Annotated in this window: 17 protein-coding genes; 5 read left to right on the top strand and 12 right to left on the bottom strand. The window is 71.6% G+C overall.

Features of this window, described 5'->3' with window-relative positions; all coding sequences use genetic code 11:
• Positions 1-14 precede the first annotated feature (14 nt).
• The 10 genes from ACFVTC_RS40940 to ACFVTC_RS40895 all read right to left on the bottom strand — a co-directional run bounded on the left by ACFVTC_RS40940 (position 15) and on the right by ACFVTC_RS40895 (position 10,213).
• On the bottom strand, positions 15-890 hold the full coding sequence (locus ACFVTC_RS40940) for a carbohydrate ABC transporter permease (RefSeq protein ID WP_390134676.1): 876 nt from the start codon (positions 888-890) through the stop codon (positions 15-17).
• Positions 887-1,858: a carbohydrate ABC transporter permease gene (locus ACFVTC_RS40935; RefSeq protein ID WP_390134674.1), complete on the bottom strand. Its 972-nt coding sequence runs from the start codon at positions 1,856-1,858 to the stop codon at positions 887-889. The genes ACFVTC_RS40940 and ACFVTC_RS40935 overlap by 4 nt, the downstream gene beginning before the upstream one ends.
• Before the next feature lie 8 nt (positions 1,859-1,866).
• Positions 1,867-3,219 (bottom strand): ABC transporter substrate-binding protein, encoded by a 1,353-nt coding sequence (locus tag ACFVTC_RS40930; protein WP_390134672.1) that lies wholly within the window; start codon positions 3,217-3,219, stop codon positions 1,867-1,869.
• A 201-nt stretch (positions 3,220-3,420) separates the two neighbouring features.
• Positions 3,421-4,419 carry a LacI family DNA-binding transcriptional regulator gene (locus tag ACFVTC_RS40925; RefSeq protein WP_168531072.1) on the bottom strand — a complete coding sequence of 333 codons (999 nt, stop codon included), beginning with the start codon at positions 4,417-4,419 and terminating at the stop codon, positions 3,421-3,423.
• 41 nt (positions 4,420-4,460) lie between these two features.
• The gene (locus tag ACFVTC_RS40920; protein WP_356804225.1) at positions 4,461-5,165 is read right to left on the bottom strand and encodes a GntR family transcriptional regulator; all 705 of its coding nucleotides are present in this window, start codon (positions 5,163-5,165) and stop codon (positions 4,461-4,463) included.
• Between the two features lie 95 nt (positions 5,166-5,260).
• Positions 5,261-6,262, bottom strand: a complete 1,002-nt coding sequence (locus tag ACFVTC_RS40915; protein ID WP_390134669.1) for a proline racemase family protein — start codon at positions 6,260-6,262, stop codon at positions 5,261-5,263.
• 50 nt (positions 6,263-6,312) lie between these two features.
• Positions 6,313-7,209 (bottom strand): dihydrodipicolinate synthase family protein, encoded by an 897-nt coding sequence (locus ACFVTC_RS40910; protein ID WP_390134668.1) that lies wholly within the window; start codon positions 7,207-7,209, stop codon positions 6,313-6,315.
• Positions 7,210-7,342: 133 nt separating this feature from the next.
• A complete protein-coding gene (locus ACFVTC_RS40905; RefSeq protein WP_390134666.1) occupies positions 7,343-8,776 on the bottom strand; it encodes an NAD(P)/FAD-dependent oxidoreductase in 1,434 nt (477 codons plus the stop codon).
• The gene (locus ACFVTC_RS40900; protein ID WP_390134664.1) at positions 8,766-9,065 is read right to left on the bottom strand and encodes a (2Fe-2S)-binding protein; all 300 of its coding nucleotides are present in this window, start codon (positions 9,063-9,065) and stop codon (positions 8,766-8,768) included. The genes ACFVTC_RS40905 and ACFVTC_RS40900 overlap by 11 nt, the downstream gene beginning before the upstream one ends.
• Entirely contained in the window at positions 9,062-10,213 is a 1,152-nt protein-coding gene (locus tag ACFVTC_RS40895; protein WP_390134662.1) for an NAD(P)/FAD-dependent oxidoreductase, read from the bottom strand. Before ACFVTC_RS40895 ends, ACFVTC_RS40900 begins: the two co-directional genes overlap by 4 nt.
• 118 nt (positions 10,214-10,331) lie before the next feature.
• Between ACFVTC_RS40895 and ACFVTC_RS40890 the strand changes: the two genes are divergently transcribed.
• A complete protein-coding gene (locus ACFVTC_RS40890) occupies positions 10,332-11,741 on the top strand; it encodes an aminopeptidase P family protein (RefSeq protein ID WP_390134660.1) in 1,410 nt (469 codons plus the stop codon).
• Between the two features lie 36 nt (positions 11,742-11,777).
• On the opposite strand, the gene ACFVTC_RS40885 is transcribed toward ACFVTC_RS40890, so the two are convergent.
• Complete coding sequence (locus tag ACFVTC_RS40885) at positions 11,778-12,434, bottom strand: hypothetical protein (RefSeq protein WP_390134657.1); 657 nt, start codon at positions 12,432-12,434, stop codon at positions 11,778-11,780.
• Between the two features lie 219 nt (positions 12,435-12,653).
• Between ACFVTC_RS40885 and ACFVTC_RS40880 the strand changes: the two genes are divergently transcribed.
• Genes ACFVTC_RS40880 through ACFVTC_RS40865 form a run of 4 tightly spaced genes read left to right on the top strand, consistent with a single transcriptional unit; the run spans position 12,654 to position 16,559 of the window.
• On the top strand, positions 12,654-13,310 hold the full coding sequence (locus ACFVTC_RS40880) for a helix-turn-helix domain-containing protein (protein WP_390134655.1): 657 nt from the start codon (positions 12,654-12,656) through the stop codon (positions 13,308-13,310).
• Between the two features lie 32 nt (positions 13,311-13,342).
• Positions 13,343-13,873 carry a toxin-antitoxin system, toxin component gene (locus ACFVTC_RS40875; protein WP_390134711.1) on the top strand — a complete coding sequence of 177 codons (531 nt, stop codon included), beginning with the start codon at positions 13,343-13,345 and terminating at the stop codon, positions 13,871-13,873.
• Between the two features lie 15 nt (positions 13,874-13,888).
• Positions 13,889-15,115 (top strand): MAB_1171c family putative transporter, encoded by a 1,227-nt coding sequence (locus ACFVTC_RS40870; RefSeq protein WP_390134652.1) that lies wholly within the window; start codon positions 13,889-13,891, stop codon positions 15,113-15,115.
• Complete coding sequence (locus ACFVTC_RS40865) at positions 15,099-16,559, top strand: FAD-dependent monooxygenase (protein WP_390134650.1); 1,461 nt, start codon at positions 15,099-15,101, stop codon at positions 16,557-16,559. The genes ACFVTC_RS40870 and ACFVTC_RS40865 overlap by 17 nt, the downstream gene beginning before the upstream one ends.
• 398 nt (positions 16,560-16,957) lie before the next feature.
• Here ACFVTC_RS40865 and ACFVTC_RS40860 read toward each other — a convergent pair whose 3' ends face one another.
• Positions 16,958-18,001: an alpha/beta fold hydrolase gene (locus ACFVTC_RS40860; RefSeq protein WP_390134648.1), complete on the bottom strand. Its 1,044-nt coding sequence runs from the start codon at positions 17,999-18,001 to the stop codon at positions 16,958-16,960.
• Positions 18,002-18,060 lie beyond the last annotated feature (59 nt).

Here is an 18,060-nt window from a genome sequence, read left to right as displayed (position 1 = left end):
GTCACGTACAGGCGTCAGCCCTTGGTGCTGCCCGCGCTGATCCCGGCGATGATGTGCCGCTGGAACACCAGGAACATCACGACCATGGGGATGCTCGCGATCACCATCGCGGCGATGAGCACGGTCAGTTGGATGTTCTGCGACAGCTGGACGAGAGCCACGCTGATGGGCTGCTTGTCGGTGTCGGAGAACACCATCAGCGGCCACAGGAAGTCCTGCCAGACGGCGACCAGGGCGAAGATCGACACGACTCCGAGGACGGGCCGGGACATCGGCAGCACGATCGACCACAGGGTGCGCAGTCTCCCGGCGCCGTCGATCTCGGCGGCCTCCAGGACGTCGCGCGGGATCTGGTCGAAGAACCGTTTGAGGAGATACAGGTTGAAGGCGTTCGCGACGGCCGGCAGCCAGATGCCGAGCGGTGAGTTCAGCAGACTCGTGTGCAGGAGGGGCAGGTCCGCGACCGTCAGGTACTTCGGGACCACCAGGGCCTGTGCGGGGACCATCAGGGTGGCGAGGATGCCGCCGAGGACCACCTTGCCGAAGGCGGGCTTCAGCTTGGACAGGGCGTACGCGGCGGCGGTGCAGAAGACGAGCTGGAGGAGCCAGGCGCCCGCCGCCTGGACGACCGTGTTCCACAGGTGCGTGGGCAGGTCCATCAGGTCCCACGCGTCGGTGTAGCCGCTCAGGTGCAGTCCGTGCGGTACGAGGGTCGGCGGTGTGCGCGTCACCTCGTCCGGCGACTTCATGGCGCCGGTCACCATCCAGTAGACGGGGAAGAGGAAGGCCACCGCGAAGAGCAGGACGACACCGCTGAAGACCGTCCAGTAGACGGCCTTGCCGCGCGGACGCGCCAGGGCGAGCGGGGAGACCAGGGTGCGGGTGCTCATGCGTCGTCCCCTTCCGAGCGGGTCAGCCTCAGGTACACCGCGGAGAAGGCACTGAGCAGGACGAGCAGCATGACGCTCAACGCGCAGGCTCCACCGAAGTCGTTGTAGAGGAAGGCGTACTTGTAGATCAGGTAGAGCACCGTGACGGTCTTGTCCTCCGGACCGCCGCCGGTGATCACGAACGGTTCCGTGAAGACCTGCATGGTGGCGATGATCTGCAGCAGCATCAGCATCAGGATGATGAAGCGGGTCTGCGGGATCGTCACGTGCCGGATGCGCTGCAGGATGCTCGCGCCGTCCAGCTCGGCCGCCTCGTACAATTCGCCGGGGATGCTCTGGAGCGCGGCGAGGTAGATGAGGACGGTGCCGCCGAGGTTGGCCCAGGTGGCGACGATCACCAGCGAGACGAGGGCGGTGTCGGCGCCGTTGGACCAGTTCGAGGTCGGCAGGTGCAGAAAGCGCAGCGTCTCGTTGGCGAGGCCCGCTCCGGGATCGTAGAACCACTTCCACAACAGGGCGCTGACCACCGGCGGGATCATCACCGGCAGATAGACCACGACGCGGAAGAATGCCTTCGCGTGGCGCAGTTCGTTGAGGACCAGGGCCATCACGAAGGGGACGGCGAAGCCGATGAGCAGGGCGAGGAGGGTGAAGGTGAGGGTGTTGCGCCAGGCGGCGGTGAACTCCGGGTCGTGGAAGACCCGGGTGAAGTTGGCGGTGCCGACCCACTCGCCGCCGCTGCCCGGCGTGTACTTCTGGAAGGCGATCACGACCGCGCGGATCGCCGGGTACCAGGAGAACAGCGCGAAGCAGAGCACTCCGCCGATCAGGAAGGCGTAGGCCCGGGTCTGGTCGGCCAGGCGCCTGCGCCACGGTCCCCCGGGCCGGCGCCCGGCCGACCGCGACACCTCCGGCGCGCCGACGGCGGCCGGAGGGAACGCTGCGGGGGGCTTCGATGCGGTCTTCATGAACGGTGTCAGCCTCGGGCCAGGATGGAGTCGATCTTGCCGGAGGCGTCCTTGAGGAGCTGGTCGATGTTGGCGTCCTTCTTGGTGAGGACCGCGGACACCGCGCCGTCGAGGACGGAGTAGATCTGCTGGGCCTGCGGCGGCTCGATCTTCATCTGCAGGCTCTGGTTGCCGTCGAGGAAGCCCTGGTAGTTCTCCACCGGCACGTTCGCGTTGGCCTTCTTGACCTCCTGGTCCTTGGCGTCCGCGGCGCCGGTGAACAGACGCGGCTCGGGCAGGCCGACCGGGGCGTTGTTCTGCTTGGCGCGGGCGTAGTCACCGAGGAAGCCCTTGCCGGGCGTCAGGAACATGTGCTCGAGCCACTTGAGGCCGGCCTTGATCTGCGCCGGGCTGTCCTTCTTGTTGAACATGTAGCCGTCACCGCCGACGAGCGTGCCCTTGCCGCCGGGCATGGGGGCGAGGGCGAGATCCTTGTAGTTGCCGCCCTTCTCCTTCACCAGGATCGGGATGTTGTCGGGCGCGGAGAGGTACATGCCGAGCTTGCCGGAGCCCATCATCTGCTGGACGTCGTTGAGGACGAGCAGTTGCTTGGTGCCCATGGAGTTGTCGGCCCAGCGCATGTCGTGCAGGTTCTGCAGGACGGCCTTGCCCTCCGGGGTGTCGACGCTGGACTTCTTGCCGTCCGGATCGACGACGTCGCCGCCCTGCGAGTAGAGCTCGGCCGTGAAGTGCCAGCCGCCCTGGTTCTGGGCGCTGTAGTCGGCGTAGCCGACGGTGCCGCCGCCGAGCGCCGCGATCTTCTTGGCGTCCGCGCGCACCTCTTCCCAGGTGGCCGGGGGCTTGTCGGGGTCGAGGCCGGCCTTCGTGAAGAGCGCCTTGTTGTAGATGAGGCCCATCGAGTACCCGGTGCGCGGGACGCCGTAGATCTTGCCGTCGACGGTGTAGATGTCGCGCAGTTGCTGCTGGAGGGTGCCGTAGCTCTTGAGGTCCTTGACGTAGGACGTGATGTCGGCGGCCTGGTTGATGTCGACCACGTGCTTGGCGTCGGTGAAGTACGTGTAGAAGACGTCCTCCATCTGGCCGCCGGCGAGCTTGGCGTCGAAGGTCTTGGGGTCCTGACACGGGAACGCGTCATGGGTGACGACGTCGATGTCCGGGTTGGCCTTCTCGAAGGCCTTGACGTCGGCATCGAAGAACGAGCGGTCGACCTTGGCACTCTTGGGCGGCTCGCAGTTGACCGTGATGCGGGTCTTGCCACCCGCGGAACCGTCGTCGCCACTCGAACCGCAGGCGGTGGCGGTGAGCGCGAAAGCGGACGCCGTGAAGACGACGAAGGTACGGCGGAACCCGGGATTTCTCATCGGTGGACCCCTTTGGGCAGGAGCGGTTGGGCGCCTTGGGCAGGAGCGGTGGGCGCCGCACACTCAAGCACCGCCGACAGGGGTGCGCAAGATGTCACGCAGAATCTGTAATTATTTGACAGATGAATGGATCTCGACGGCGAGGCGCTTGCGCGGTCGGACGGACGCCGACGGCACGGCGCTCACGCCGTCGAGCCGGTCTCAACGGCGAGGCGCCTGCGCGGTCGACCCCCGCACCACCAACTCGGGCTCGAACAGGAGCTCTTCGGGCGTCACACTGCTGCCGCCGATCTGTGCGTTCAGCAACTCGACGGCCGCCCGGCCCATGGCCTCGATGGGCTGACGCACGGTGGTCAGCGGCGGCTCGGTGCAGTTCATCAGCGCGGAGTCGTCGTACCCGACGACCGACACCTGTGACGGCACGTCAAGTCCCTTGCGGCGGGCGGCCCGCACCACGCCGAGGGCGAGCGGGTCGCTCGCGCAGATGAAGCCGGTGACCCCTCGGTCGATGAGCCGGGAGGCCGCCGCCTGGCCGCCCTCGATGGAGAACATGGCCCGGCCGATGTGCTCGTCGGGCAGCTCGGGGGCGAGGCTCCGCACCGCCGCCAGCTTCCGGCCCGAAGGGATGTGGTCGGCGGGTCCGAGCACCAGGCCGATCCGCTCGTGGCCGAGCGAGACGAGATGCCGCCAGGCCTGTTCGACGGCCACCGCGTCGTCGCAGGAGACGCCCGGGAAGCCGAGGTGCCCGATGGCCGCGTTGACCAGCACCACCGGGATGTTGCGTTCCGCGAGTTGCCGGTAGTGGTCGTGGGGCGCGTCGGCCTGCGCGTACAGACCGCCGGCGAACACCACACCGGAGACCTGCTGCTGGAGCAGCAGGTCCACGTAGTCCGCCTCGGAGACCCCGCCCTTGGTCTGGGTGCAGAGCACCGGGGTCAGACCGAGCTGCGCCAGCGCTCCCCCGATCACCTCGGCGAACGCCGGGAAGATCGGGTTCTGCAGCTCGGGCAGGACGAGACCCACCAGCCGTGCGCGTTCACCGCGCAGTTGGGTGGGCCTCTCGTAGCCGAGCACGTCGAGCGCGGAGAGCACTGCCTGCCGGGTGGAGTCGGAGACGCCGGGCTTGCCGTTGAGCACCCGGCTGACCGTGGCCTCGCTGACCCCGACCTTCTTCGCCACCTGAGCAAGTCGTCGTGTCATGAGCGCAAGAATACCGCAAGAATTGCAAACGACTTGCGTAATCAGGCCATCGACGAGCCGGCCGCCCACAGACCCCGGACATGACCGAGATGCCGCGTCATGACCCTGCGTACGGCCTCCCCGTCCCGGTCCAGCAGCGCTTCCAGGAGTTCGAGGTGCTCCTCCGCGGAGTCCTGGAGACGGCCCGCCTCCACGAGGGCGTTGAGCCCGTAGAGGCGGGAGCGCTTGCGCAGGTCGCCGACCACCTCCACCAGATGCGCGTTGCCGGCGAGGGCGAGCAGGCCGAGATGGAAGCGGATGTCCGCCTCGACGTACGCGATCAGGTCACCGGCCGCCGCCGCGGTCACGATCTCCCGGGCGGCCGGGCGAAGGGCTTCCAGGGAGACCGGGTCGGCGGTGGTGGCCAGCCGCACCGTGGTGGGGATCTCGATGAGTGACCGGATGTGCGTGTACTCGTCCAGCTGCTTCTCGGACACCGCGGTGACCCGGAAGCCCTTGTTGGGCACGGTGTCGACCAGGCCCTCCTTGGCGAGGTCGAGCATGGCCTCGCGCACGGGCGTCGCGGAGACGCCGAAGCGGGCGGCGAGCGTCGGCGCGGAGTAGACCTCACCCGCGCGGAGTTCGCCCGCGATCAGCGCGGCCCGCAGGGCGTCGGCGACGCGCTCGCGGTAGCTGCTCTTCTTGCCGCCGAGCGTGGGCAGGGCGGCGGGAGCGGCGGAAGGTGCGCTGCTGCGCTGGGCGGGCATGGGGTGTCTCCTCGTACGGGCCGGTGCGCCGGTCTGCTCGCACGGGCCGGCGCACCGGCATGTGCAATGTCACGTGCCACCAGTATCCCAGGGTTCTACAGGATGAATCCGGCCGGGAACGGATCGGAGGGGTCCAGCAGGTACTGGGCGGTGCCGGTGATCCACGCGCGGCCGGTGAAGCTGGGCAGCACGGCCGGGATGCCGGCGACCTCGGTGGTGCCGAGCAGCCGTCCCGTGAACCGCGTCCCGATGAAGGACTCGTTCACGAACTCGGTGTGCAGTGGCAGTTCACCGCGCGCGTGCAACTGTGCCATGCGCGCGCTGGTGCCGGTGCCGCAGGGCGAGCGGTCGAACCAGCCGGGGTGGATCGCCATCGCGTGCCGCGAGTGCCGGGCGGTGGCGCCGGGCGCGTACAGGTGGACGTGGTGACAGCCCCGGATGGTCGGGTCCTCGGGGTGCACCGGTTCGTCCTCGGCGTTGACGGCCTCCATGAGCGAGAGGGCCGCCTTGAGGATGTCGTCCTGGCGGGAGCGGTCGAAGGGCAGTCCCAACTGCTCCAGTGGCAGGATCGCGTAGAAGTTGCCGCCGTACGCGAGGTCGTAGGTCACCGTCCGGCCGTCGGCCAGGGTGGTCTTGCGGTCGAGTCCGGCCGAGAAGGACGGCACGTTCTTCAGCGTGACCGCCTTCGCGGCGCCGTCCTCGACCTCGACCTCGGCGACGACCGGGCCGGCCGGGGTGTCGAGCCGGATGGTCGTGACGGGCTCCACGACCTCGACCATGCCGGTCTCCACCAGGACGGTGGCGACGCCGATGGTCCCGTGCCCGCACATCGGGAGGTAGCCCGAGACCTCGATGTACAGCACCCCGTAGTCGCAGTCGGGGCGGGTGGAGGGCTGGAGGATGGCGCCGCTCATCGCGGCGTGGCCGCGCGGCTCGTTCATCAGGAGCCGCTTGATGTCGTCGCGGTGTTCGCGGAAGTACAGCCGCCGCTCGTTCATCGTCGCGCCGGGAATGGTGCCGATGCCCCCGGTGATCACCCGGGTGGGCATTCCCTCGGTGTGCGAGTCGACGGCGTGCAGGACGAGTTTGCTGCGCATGGGTCCGTAACTCCTGGTGAGCGAGGGCGGTTGGGGGACGGCGGGGCGGCTCAGCCGAGGCCGGCCGCGACGGCCTTCTCGGTGGCCGCTCGCACGGCGGCCTCCTGCTCGGGCAGCAGCGGAACACGCGGCGGGCGCACCGGGCCGCCGGGCCGGCCGACGATGTCCATGGACAGCTTGATGGCCTGGACGAACTCGACCCGGGAGTCCCAGCGCAGTAGCGGGTGCAACTGCCGGTAGAGCCGGCCGGCCGTGTCGAGGTCGCCCTTGACGGCGGCGTGGTAAAGCTCGACGCTCGACGCGGGCAGTGCGTTCGGGTAGCCGGCCACCCAGCCCTTGGCGCCCGCCACGGCGAGCTCCAGGAGGACGTCGTCCGCTCCGACCAACAGGTCGAGTTCCGGGGCGAGTTCGGCGATCCGGTAGGCGCGGCGGACATCGCCGGAGAACTCCTTGACGCCTTGGACGAACCCCTCCGCGTGCAGCTTCGCGAGGAGTTCGGGCACCAGGTCGACCTTGGTGTCGATCGGGTTGTTGTAGGCGACGACCGGGAGGCCGACCTCGGCGACCGCCGCGTAGTGGGCGAGCACGGAACGTTCGTCGGCACGGTAGGCGTTGGGCGGCAGCAGCATCACCGACGCGCAGCCCGCGTCGCGGGCCTGTTCGGCCCAGCGGCGGGCCTCGGCGGAGCCGTAGGCGGCGACACCGGGCATCACCCGGGAGCCGCCGACCGCCGACACGGCCGTCTCGACGACCCGTGCGCGCTCCTGCGGCGTGAGCACCTGGTACTCGCCGAGCGAGCCGTTGGGGACGACCCCGTCACAGCCGTTCTCGACGAGCCAGGCGCAGTGCGCGGCGTACCGGTCGTGGTTCACGGAGAGGTCGTCGTTCAGCGGAAGCGCGGTGGCGACGAGGACGCCGCGCCAGGGACGGTTCTCGGTGGTGGTCATCAGCGGTTCCCTCTCAATGGGGTGTGACATTTTACCGACCGTCGGCTGCCTTGAGCCGACGCGTGTGCGATGCGGTGGAACGGATGGGCTGCGGGTCAGGATGAGGCGCAGCGCGGTCGGGGTCGGTGGTCGGTCACTCGTCCGTCGGCTCCCCGGCCCCGGCGAGCACCCCGAGTGGGACGGGGCGCGCCAGCAGCCTTCGCACGCGGGTCTGTTCGCAACCGGTGAGTCCGGCGACCGCGGGCTCGCACATCCGGCCCTGGCACCAGCCCATCCCCGCGCGGGTGAGCAGCTTCACGGTGCGTACGTCCCCCGCGCCCAGCTCGTCGACGGCCGCCCGGACCGCCCCGCCGGTGACCTCCTCGCAGCGGCAGACGACGGTGTCGTCGGTGACCCGCTCCGTCCACCGCGCGGGCGGTGCGTAGACGGTGTCGAGCGCGGCGGAGAACGCCCGCAGCCGCGTACGGGACCGGGTGGCCGCGGACCGCTCGCGCGGGTCGGGTTCCGCGCCGCGCAGCCGGGCGGCGATCGAGTGTCCCGCGATGTGGCCCTCGGCGAGCGACAGGGCCGCGCCGCCGATGCCGGTGGTCTCGCCCGCGGCCCACACGCCCGGCACATCGGTCCGCTGCTCCTCGTCGACGTGCACCCGTACGCCCTTGAGGCGGCAGCCGAGCGAATCGGCGAGGTCGGTGTGCGGCAGCATGCCGTGCCCGACCGCGAGCGTGTCGCACGGGACGCGCCGCTCGGTGCCGGACCTGACGTGTCCTTCCGCGTCCAGCGCGGCGACGGTCACGGCGTCGAGCCGGTCCTCGCCGTGTGCCTCGACGACGGCGTGGCGCGTGCGCAGCGGGACGCGGTGCCGTAGGAGACGGGCCGCGTACCCGGCGCCTTCGACGACCTTCCCCGGCTGTGCGGCCAGCACCGCGGCATGGCGCAGGAACGCCCGTGGGTCGGCCGACTCGACGAGCGCGGCGATCTCGACCCCGGCCGCGGCGAGCCCGGTCGCCACGGGCAGCAGCAGCGGGCCGGTGCCGGCCACGACGGCCGTGCGGCCCGGCACGACGAGCGCCCCCTTGAGCATGGCCTGCGCACCCCCGGCGGTGACGACGCCGGGCAGGGTCCAGCCCGGGAAGGGCAGCACCTTCTCGTAGCCGCCGGTGGCGAGGAGGACCGCGTCGGCGCGGACGGCGGCGGGCTCCTCCTGGAGAGGCCCTCGGAGCGCGTGCACGACGAAACCGCCGGTGCCCGCGCTCGGACGCGTCTCGGCGGAGCGCTCCACCCGTTCCACGAGCCAGACATGATGGTCCGTCAGGTGGGTGATCGTGCCGGCCTCCACCTCGGCCGCGAGCGCTCGGGACAACCGTTCCCAGGTCCGCCACCCGTGGTGCAGGGCCCCCGGGCGCCGCGCCCGCAGGCCGGCCGCGGGCTGCCGGTAGAACTGTCCGCCGGCACGGGCGGCCGAGTCGATCAGGGTGACCCGGACCCCGCGTCCCGCCGCGGCCAGGGCGGCGGCCAGGCCCGCCGGACCCGCGCCGATCACCGCGAGACGCGCCCGCTCAGTCGCCATGTCCGGTCCCTTCCTGCGTACGGATCGTGTCGCCCGGTCGCACCTGCGCCAGACAGGCCCGTTGGTTGGGGCGGCCGTTGACGGTCACCAGGCAGTCGAAGCAGACGCCGATGCCGCAGAGGACTCCGCGTGGCCGCCCCGAGCCGCGGGTGGTGCGCCAGGAGGTGATTCCCGCCGTCCACAGCGCCGCGGCGACGGTCTGCCCCGGCAGCGCCGGGACGGCGCGGCCGTCCAGGGTGACGGTGAACGCGGGCCCCGGCTCGGCGCCCGCCTGCTCCAGGGGATTCACACGGCCTCCTGCGCGAAGCGGTCGGGCCTGAACGGGGTGAGGTCCAGGTCGGGTGTCCCGCCGGAGAGGACCTGGGCGATGAGGTGCCCGGTGCCGGCGGCGAGACCGATTCCCGCTCCCTCGTGCCCGCAGGCGTGGAAGAGTCCGGGCACCCGCGGATCGGGGCCGATCGCGGGGAGGTGGTCGGGCATGTACGGGCGGAATCCGAGGTACGTCCGCAGGGCGCGGACGTCCGTCAGGAACGGGAAGAGCCGGATCGCCCCCGCCGCCAGCGCCCGTACGGCCGGCAGCGAGAACGAGCGGTCGAAGCCGACCCGTTCGCGGCTCGCGCCGATCAGTACCGGGCCCGCCGCCGTCCCCTCCACGACCGGCGAGGTCTGCAGCGCGGCCGAGTCGCTGGCGACGTCGGCGACGTAGTCCGCGGCGTACACCTTGTGCCGCACCCGTCGCGGCAGCGGCTCGGTCACCAGCACGAAGCCGCGCCGGGGCAGCACGGGCAGCCGCACGCCCGCCAGCGCGGCGACCGCCGAACCCCAGGTCCCCGCCGCGTTCACCACCACCGGCGCGTGCAGGTCCCCCCGGTCGGTCCGTACACCCTGGACCGATCCGTCCGCCGCGCGCAGCACTTCGGTCACGGTCCGGCCGGTGAGCAGCCGCGCGCCCGAAGCGCGTACCAGATGCGCGGCGGCCAGCGCCGGCATCACCTGGGTGTCCTGCGGATAGTGCACGCCGCCCGCCAGGCCGGGCGCCAGGTGGGGCTCCAGATCGTGGAGCCGGTCCGCCGGTACCGGTACGGCCGAGACCCCGGCCGTCCGCTGCCCCGCCGCGAAGTTCTCCAGTGCGGTGAGCCCCTCGGGCGTGGCGGCCACCACGACGCCGCCCTTGGACTCGTACTCGATGGCGCCGCCCAGTTCTTCCCCGAGACCGGACCACAGGCGTCCCGACAGCAGCGCCAGGTCGAGTTCGGGACCGGGCTGCTTGTCGGAGACGAGCAGATTGCCCTCGCCGGCGCCGGTGGTGCCGCCGGCCACCGGGCCGCGGTCCACGACGGCCACGTCGATGCCTGCCCGAGCCGCGTAGAAGGCGCAGGCCGAGCCCACCATTCCGGCTCCGATCACCACGACATCGCAGGTCAGTCGCTTGCTCACGTCAGTACTATGTCACATGCTTCTATGGGTGGGAACAGTGCCGGGACCCCACCCGGACCGAACTGCCGAACAACCGACCGGCCGAATAACCGACCGACCGACAGAAGAGGTGCCCACCGTGGCCGAGGCCCGGAAGAACGGTCTGTATCCAGAGATCTCCGAGGAACTGTCCGCCCTGATGCGCACGGGCTGGGCGGACACCGAACGGCGCGACGTACAACCGGTCGAGCAGGCGCCGTACGCGGCCCGCCGCCGCGCCGCGCTGAGCGCGCTCTTCCCCGGCGAGCGACTCGTCATCCCCTCCGGAAGCCTCAGGATCCGCTCGAACGACAGCCATTACCCGTTCCGCCCGTACACCGGCTACGTTCACCTGACGGGTGATCAGTCTCGGGATTGCGCCCTGGTCCTCGAACCCCGGTCCGAGGGCGGCCACGACGCGTACTGCTATCGGCTCCCCCGCGACGGCCGGGACACCGACGGGTTCTGGACCGGCATGACCGCCGAACTGTGGACGGGCCGCCGCCCCTCCCTCGCCGAGTCGGAGCGCGAACTCGGCCTCGCCTGCCGGGACATCCGCACACTCCCAGGGCATCTGCGGGACACCCCCGTACCTACGCGCGTCGTACGCGGCCACGACGCGGCGCTGGACGCGACGCCGGGGACGGACGACGAGCGGGACGCCGAGCTGGAGGAGGCGCTGTCCGGTCTTCGGCTGGTCAAGGACGCCTGGGAGATCGGCGAGATGCGCCGGGCCGTGGACTCCACGGTGCGCGGATTCACCGATGTCGTGAAGGAGTTGTCCCAGGCGGTGGCCACCTCCGAGCGCTGGATCGAGGGCACCTTCTTCCGCCGCGCCCGGGTCGAGGGCAACGACGTCGGCTACGGCTCCATCTGCGCCGCGGGCGAACACGCCACCATCATGCACTGGACGGACAACGACGGACCGGTCCGTCCGGGCGAACTACTCCTGCTCGACGCGGGCGTGGAGACCCGGACCCTCTACACCGCCGACGTCACCCGCACCCTCCCCATCAGCGGCACGTTCAGCCCGCTCCAGCGGAAGGTCTACGACGCGGTGCACGAGGCCCAGGAGGCCGGCATGGCCGCGGTGAAGCCGGGTGCCCGGTACCGGGAATTCCATGAGGCGGCCCAGCGCTCGATGACCGAACGGCTGGTGGCCTGGGGCCTGGTCGAGGGGCCGGCCGAGCGCGCCTACGAGCTCGGCCTGCAGCGCCGCTTCACCATGGCGGGCACCGGTCACATGCTCGGCCTCGACGTGCACGACTGCGCTCAGGCCCGTAACGAGGACTACGTCGACGGGGTGCTGGAGCCGGGCATGGTGCTGACCGTCGAGCCGGGCCTCTACTTCCAGCCCGACGACCTGACCGTGCCCGAGGAGTGGCGCGGCATCGGCGTCCGGATCGAGGACGACCTGCTGGTCACCGCCGACGGCTACGAGAACCTGTCGGGCGGGCTGCCACGCTCGGCCGCCGAAGTCGAGTCCTGGATGCGGGAGTTCGCCGGCTGACCGGACGCGCCCCCTGCCGGACCCCGGCAGGGGACGTCAGACGACCCTGAGGTGGGTGCCGCCGAGGCGTGTCCGGACGATCCTGCGCGGGGGCCGCGCGTCGCGGCGCGTCTCGCGCAGGACCAGGGTCATTCGCGTGTAGCCCAGGTCCTGGAGGTTCTTGGGGGTCTCGTCGACGATCCGGCAGTCCGTGCGCCCCCAGCGGGGGTCGGGGTGGATCACCGGCCGTACCGCGCCGTCGTGCTGGACGGCGTCCTGGCCGACCGCGCGGATCCAGTGCGGCAGGCCGTGCCGGTAGGCCGCCTCCATGATCGGGTCCTGGGCGATGTCCCGGCGGATCGACTGCAGCCCGCGGTCCTGCCCGTCACGCTCCACGGCGGCGGCGAAGTGGGCCAGCATCGGCAGGCACCAGCTCGCCTCGTGCTCGCCGAGAACAGTGGCCGCGTCCGGGTGGAAGAGGACGAACCGAAGGAAGTTGTCGCCCGGCATCGCCGTCGGATGAGGACCGACGCCGCCGAAAAGTGTCTGGAACGCGGCGTTGGACAGGACGACGTCCCAACGGTGGTCGAAGACGACGGAGGGGAACGGCACGGCATCGAGGAGGGTGGCGTAGTCCTGGAGATACGCCTGAGCCTCGGGGCTCTCGGGGACAGGTCGCGGCTGGGACCGCTGCCTTCCTGCCTGGTACGCCATCGGGAGGTCACCCCTCTTGCCTATGCGGCCTTCACGCGGCGCCCCGATCCTGGTGCCCCGAGCTCAGTCGTGTCAACTATCGTGGCATTTGGCGCTTGTTGACGGCTGATTCGCGCCACAGTTGTGGCGAGACCTGGATGTGAGTTCGAGCGAGCGACTAGTCTCCGGGGGTCCTGAGCATCATGTGAGAGACCTGAGAGAGACGTAGGAGATCTGTCGGTGACGGATGGCTTCGAAGTTCCGGGCGCCACGGCGACGGTTCTGCTGACGGCCGTCGTGGCCCGGGTCACCGCGCTCGCCGACCGGCTGGGTGTGCAGCACACCGAGGTTTTCGACATACGGCGCCTTTCGGTGGGGTCCGGCGTCCCCGAGCCCGTGGTGCGGGCGCTGCTCGGTGGCCGCCCCGCCGGCGAGCCCGATCTGCAGGCCCGCTTCCTGCAGCGTCTCGACCTGCTGCGCCGCACCCGGCTCAAGCCCAACGGGCGCAGGTACACCCAGCAGGAGATCGCCGACGGCGCGGGTATGTCGCGTCAGCAGGCGGGCGCTCTCATCAACGGCGACCGGCGCCCCACGATGGAGCACTGCGACGCCATCCAGCGCTTCTTCCGGGTGCACGCGGGATTCCTGACGGCCGAGGACTCCGAGGCGCTCGTGGGTGCCCTGCAGCGCTCCGAGCAGGAGCTGCTGCAACGGCTCGCCGACCGCGAGCGCGTCGCGGCGGCCGCCGCCGCCGACCCGCTGGAGAGACTGCTGCAGGACCACGGTGTCCGCGGCATCGCCTGGCGGGCCGCGCAGTTGCCCACCGACCAGCACCGCGACAAGGTCGCCGAATGGCTGGACATGCTCTTGGAAAGCGTCAAGCGGCCCGAGTCATGATCCGGGGGAGAGCCGTGGGCATCGGAAAGGACATGCGCCGTCTGTGCGGCGAGCTGGTCGCGGAACTCGCGCTCCCGGCGCCGGCGGAACCCGCCACCCTGTACGCCGCCCTGTGCGACGCCATGAGCAGACGCCGCGGCCGCCCCGTCCAGTTCCGTACGGCCGCGTTCCCGCCCGGTACGGCCAGCGGGCTGTGGCTCGACATGGCCGAGCAGGACCTGGTCGTCATCGAGGAACGCACCGCCCCCGACCACCAGTTGGTGATCCTCGGCCACGAGCTGTGGCACATGAAGGCCGGGCACTGCGGCCACCATGTCGAGGGCGCGGCCGTGGCCGCCCGTCTGCTCAGCGACGACGCGGACCTGCGGGCGACCGTGCTGAAGGTCGCCGCGCGCACCCGGTTCGACCTCGCCGACGAGCAGGAGGCCGAGAGCTTCGGCCTGCTGCTCGCCAGTAAGTGCCGTACGTGGCTCGCGGGTTCGTCGCTGCGCGGGCCGGTGAGCCGGGACGGCCTGGCCGGCCGGATCGAGGCGTCCCTCGGCTATCGCGGGCCGAAGGGCTGAGGACACTCCCCAGGAATGGACGGATCCAGCTACTACGTCCCGGCGGTCGCCATGGGCGTCGCCCTGGCCGTGAAGTCGCCCACCCTGATCCGCGGCTGGCGCGACCCGCTGCTGAGGTCCGTGGGCGTCCTGCTGGCACTGGCCTGCCTGGTGTTCCTCTTCGCGGCGCCGCCCACCATCGGCGAGGTCAACGACCTCACGGGGATCCCCAACGTCTCGGCGCCCCTCGTCTACTGCCTGCTGACCGCCTTCAGCGCCTCCTGTCTGGTGCTGATCATCAACTGGCGCGGCGGACCTCCCGAGGTGACCAGGCGGCTCTCCCGTCGGTGGATCACCGGGTACGGCGTCGTGAGCGTGGCACTGGTCGCGCTGTACCTGCTCGGGGACTGCCGTGAGGAACGGCTGCGGGACCTCGATACGTACTACGCCAACACCCCGTTCATCCGCGAGATGATCGTGCTCTACCTCGCCGCGCTGACCGTCGCCGGCGTCGCGATGAACGTCATGTGCTGGCGCTGGGCCCTCCAGGTGAGCGGCTGGCTGCGGGCCGGGCTGCTGACGATCGCCGTCGGCTTCCTCTTCAACATCCCCTACTCGGCGCTCAAGTTCATCGCCGTGGGCGCCCGCTGGAACGGCACCGACCTGGACGGCCTGAGCACCGACGTGGCGCCCGTGCTGGCCTCGGTCGGAGCACAGGTCAGCGCGGTCGGGTTCCTGCTCCCGCTGGCCTGCCAGCGCATCGGGGACAGCTGGTGCACCTGGTCGACGTACCGCCGGCTCGGGCCGTTGTGGCGCGAACTGCAGTCGGTCTCGGCCCATGAGGACCACGCCGTGCGGATCTCCTGGTGGTCCGCCGCCGAACTCCAGGTCACCCAGCGCGAGTCCGACATCCACGACGGCATGCTCAGCCTGTACCCCTACTTCGACTCCGAGGCACGCGCCCTCGCCTACGACGCTGCGGTGGCGGCGGGCTCCGAGCCCGTCCAGGCACAGGCCGAGGCCGACGCGGCGATGGTGACGGCGGCGGTACGGGCCAGGGCGGCCGACCCGGAGGGCCGGGTCATCAGCGCGGCGGAGGCGGCCACCGCCCCCGCCGGACCCGGGTCCGCGTACGCCTACACCGACGGTCCACGCGACCTCGTGCGGATGTCGATGGCCCTGCGTCAGTCACCCGTCGTCGCGGCCGCCCGAGGGCGCGCCGCGGCCAGGTCAGAGAGCGACTTCCATGAGCAATCCCGCTAGCGCCCCCCGGGGCGCGGCAGCAGGCGACCGCGCCCCCGGCTCCGGTCGGGCCGTCGTCATCGGTGCCGGGCCGGCCGGTCTGCTGGCCGCCGCGGCCCTGCACGCGTACGCCGACGTCACCGTCGTCGAGCGTGACGTCCTGTCCAACGGGCCCGAACCGCGCAAGGGCCTGCCCCAGGCCCGTCACGCCCATCCGCTCTGGTCCGGCGGTGCCCGTGCCATGGAGGAACTGCTCCCCGGCGTCACCGCGGCCTGGCTGGCCGCGGGCGCCCGCCGGATCCCGCTGCCGACCGGCCTGGTCACGCTGTCGGCGCGGGGCTGGCTGCGGCGCTGGCCCGAGACGGAGTTCATGATCTCGTGCAGCCGTGATCTGCTCGACGCGGTCCTGCGCGAACAGGTCGCGCGCAAGGCGCGGATGACCGTCCTGGACGGGACGGAACTGCTCGGACTCGAGGGTGACGCCGCCCGCGTGAGCGGAGTGCGGATACGGGCGGCCGACGGCACCGAGCGGGTCCTGGAGGCCGATCTGGTGGTGGACGCCTCGGGACGCGGTTCGCGGTCCACCGCGTGGCTCGACGCGCTGGGTGTCCCGCAGGCGCCGATGGACGAGGTGGACTCCGGACTCGCCTTCGCCAGCCGGGTCTTCCGGGCCCCGGCGGGCACCGAGGACTTCCCGGTGGTCACCGTGCAGCCCGACCCGGCGCAGCCCGTGCCCGCGCGGTCCGCGATCATCGTGCCCTTGGAGGGCGGGCGCTGGCTGGTGACGCTCTCGGGCACCCGCGGCGGGCAACCGACCGCCTCCGCAGAGGAGTTCGAGTTGTTCGCGCGCGCCGTCCGGCATCCTGTGGTGGGCGAGCTGATCGCGCGCGCCCAACCGCTGACGGACGTCGTGCTCACCCGCAGCACGATCAGCCGGCGGCGCTTCTTCGAGAAGGTGCGGGACTGGCCCGAGGGGTTCGTCGCGCTCGGCGACTCCGTCGCCACGTACAACCCGGTCTACGGGCACGGGATGTCGGTGGCCGCCCAGGGTGCGGTGGCGCTGCGCGGGCAGGTCGCCGAGTCCGGGATCACGGCGCCCGGTCTCGCGCGGCGGGTGCAGCGTGCGGTGGCGCTCCCGGTGACGGTCGCATGGGAACTCGCCACGGGAACGGACATCCGTTACCCCGAGGCGATCGGCGAGCAGCCCCGCGCGACACGGAGACTGTTCGGCCGCTACGTGGAACGGCTGACGCGGACCGCGGCCGGACGTCCGGACGTCGCGAAGGCCCTCCATGCGGTGATCACCCTGTCCGCGCCGCTGACCGCCCTCGTGAAGCCCGAGGTGCTCCTCGCGGTGCTGCGCGGTCCTGGGCGCCCCCCGCTGACCGAGCCGCCGCTCACACCCGACGAGCGCGCCGCGGTGTTCAGCGCGCCGGAGCCCTCGGTGACACCGGCCGCGGGCTGACCCTGCAAGGTCCCGGCCGCGTCCCGACCGGGCCGGTCCCGGCCCGGTCGTCACGGGGACCCAGCGCCACGCGGGCCGCCCCCGACCCCACCGGGGCGGGAACCCGGTCCCACGCGGTCCGGGCCCGGCCCCGTCGGAACGGGAACACGGCCCCCACGGAGGAGGGACGCCCCCAGCCCGCCGGGACCGTACCGGTTGCGAGCGACGGGACCCGACTCGGCCGAACGGGTGACGGCGCCACCCGGTCCGGGTGGCGCGGGCCCGAGGGAAGCCGCCCGCGCCCGCGAGGTCTCCTGCGGTGAGGGCGGGCGGCGAACCGCCGGGAGCGCGCGCCGTCTCCCAGGACGTCGTGCGCGCCTGCCCGGAGACCGCGGGCGTCGGATGGGCGACCCGGGCGGTCAGGTCGCGCTGCGTTCGCTCGCCTCCCGCAGGTCCCGCTCCACGGCCCGGTTGTGCGCGGTGTCCGGCTGCCCCACCGTCGTGCCGGGGCGGCCCGCGCGCAGCAGTTCACGCCAGTGCTCGCGGCTCCAGTCGGCCGGACTGGTGGTGCTGGTGAACTCCTCGACGAGGCCGAGGAAGCGCGCCGGGTCGCTGTGGAACGGAAAGTGGCCCGCGCCCTCGAAGATCTCCAGCCGGCTGCCGGGCATCGCCCGGTGCGCCCCGTACGCGTGCCGCACCGGCACCACGCTGTCCCGGTCGCCCCAGAGCAGCATCGTGGGCATGCCCTCGGTCAGATAGCAGCGGTCCAGCATGGTCACCGACTGGCCGCGCCAGTCGACCACGGCGCGCAGGGTGCGGATGAACGCGCTGCGGGAGGTCGCGTCGGGCAGGGCGTCCACGAGGTTCAGCAGTTCCGGCGCGTCCTGACCGAGGTCGGTGTCGAGGAGCTTCATCAGACGTAAGAACAGGCCCACTTGGAATCTCATGCCGGGCAGTCGCAGTGCGGACAGCAGGAGGTCGGCACCCGGCAGTGAGACGGCTCGCAGCACCGGGTTGACCTCGCCGCCGACGCCTCCGGCGCTGACCAGGATCAGCCGTTCCGTACGGTCGGGGAACTGGTACGCGAACTGCATCGCGACGCCTCCGCCGAGCGAGTGACCGACCAGGGTCGCGGACTCGATGTCGAGCGTGGTCAGCAGGTCGCGGACGCCGTTGGCGTACGCGGCCACCGAGTAGTCGGCGCGCGGCTTGTCGGAGGCCCCGTGGCCCAGCAGGTCGGGCGCGATCACGGTGTGGGTGCGGGCGAGGTCGGGGATCAGGTCCGCCCAGGTCGCCGAGGAGTCGCCGATGCCGTGGATGAGGACCAGCGCGGGGCCCTCGCCCGCCACGCGGTAGGCACGCCGGTAGCCGTGCACGACGCGATGCTGCAGGCGCAGTTCCGCGCCGCCCACCGAGCGCAGTCGCAGGTTGCGCCTCGGACGCCGAGGCGGTACGTCGGCCACGGGCTCACCTCCTGTTCCCGGGCCACCGAGCGGGCGGCCTCCGGCTCCTCCTCCCAGCC

This window comes from Streptomyces sp. NPDC057950, assembly GCF_042887295.1.
Taxonomy (GTDB): domain Bacteria; phylum Actinomycetota; class Actinomycetes; order Streptomycetales; family Streptomycetaceae; genus Streptomyces; species Streptomyces kaempferi.
This window is presented reverse-complemented; position numbering and strand designations above follow the sequence as displayed.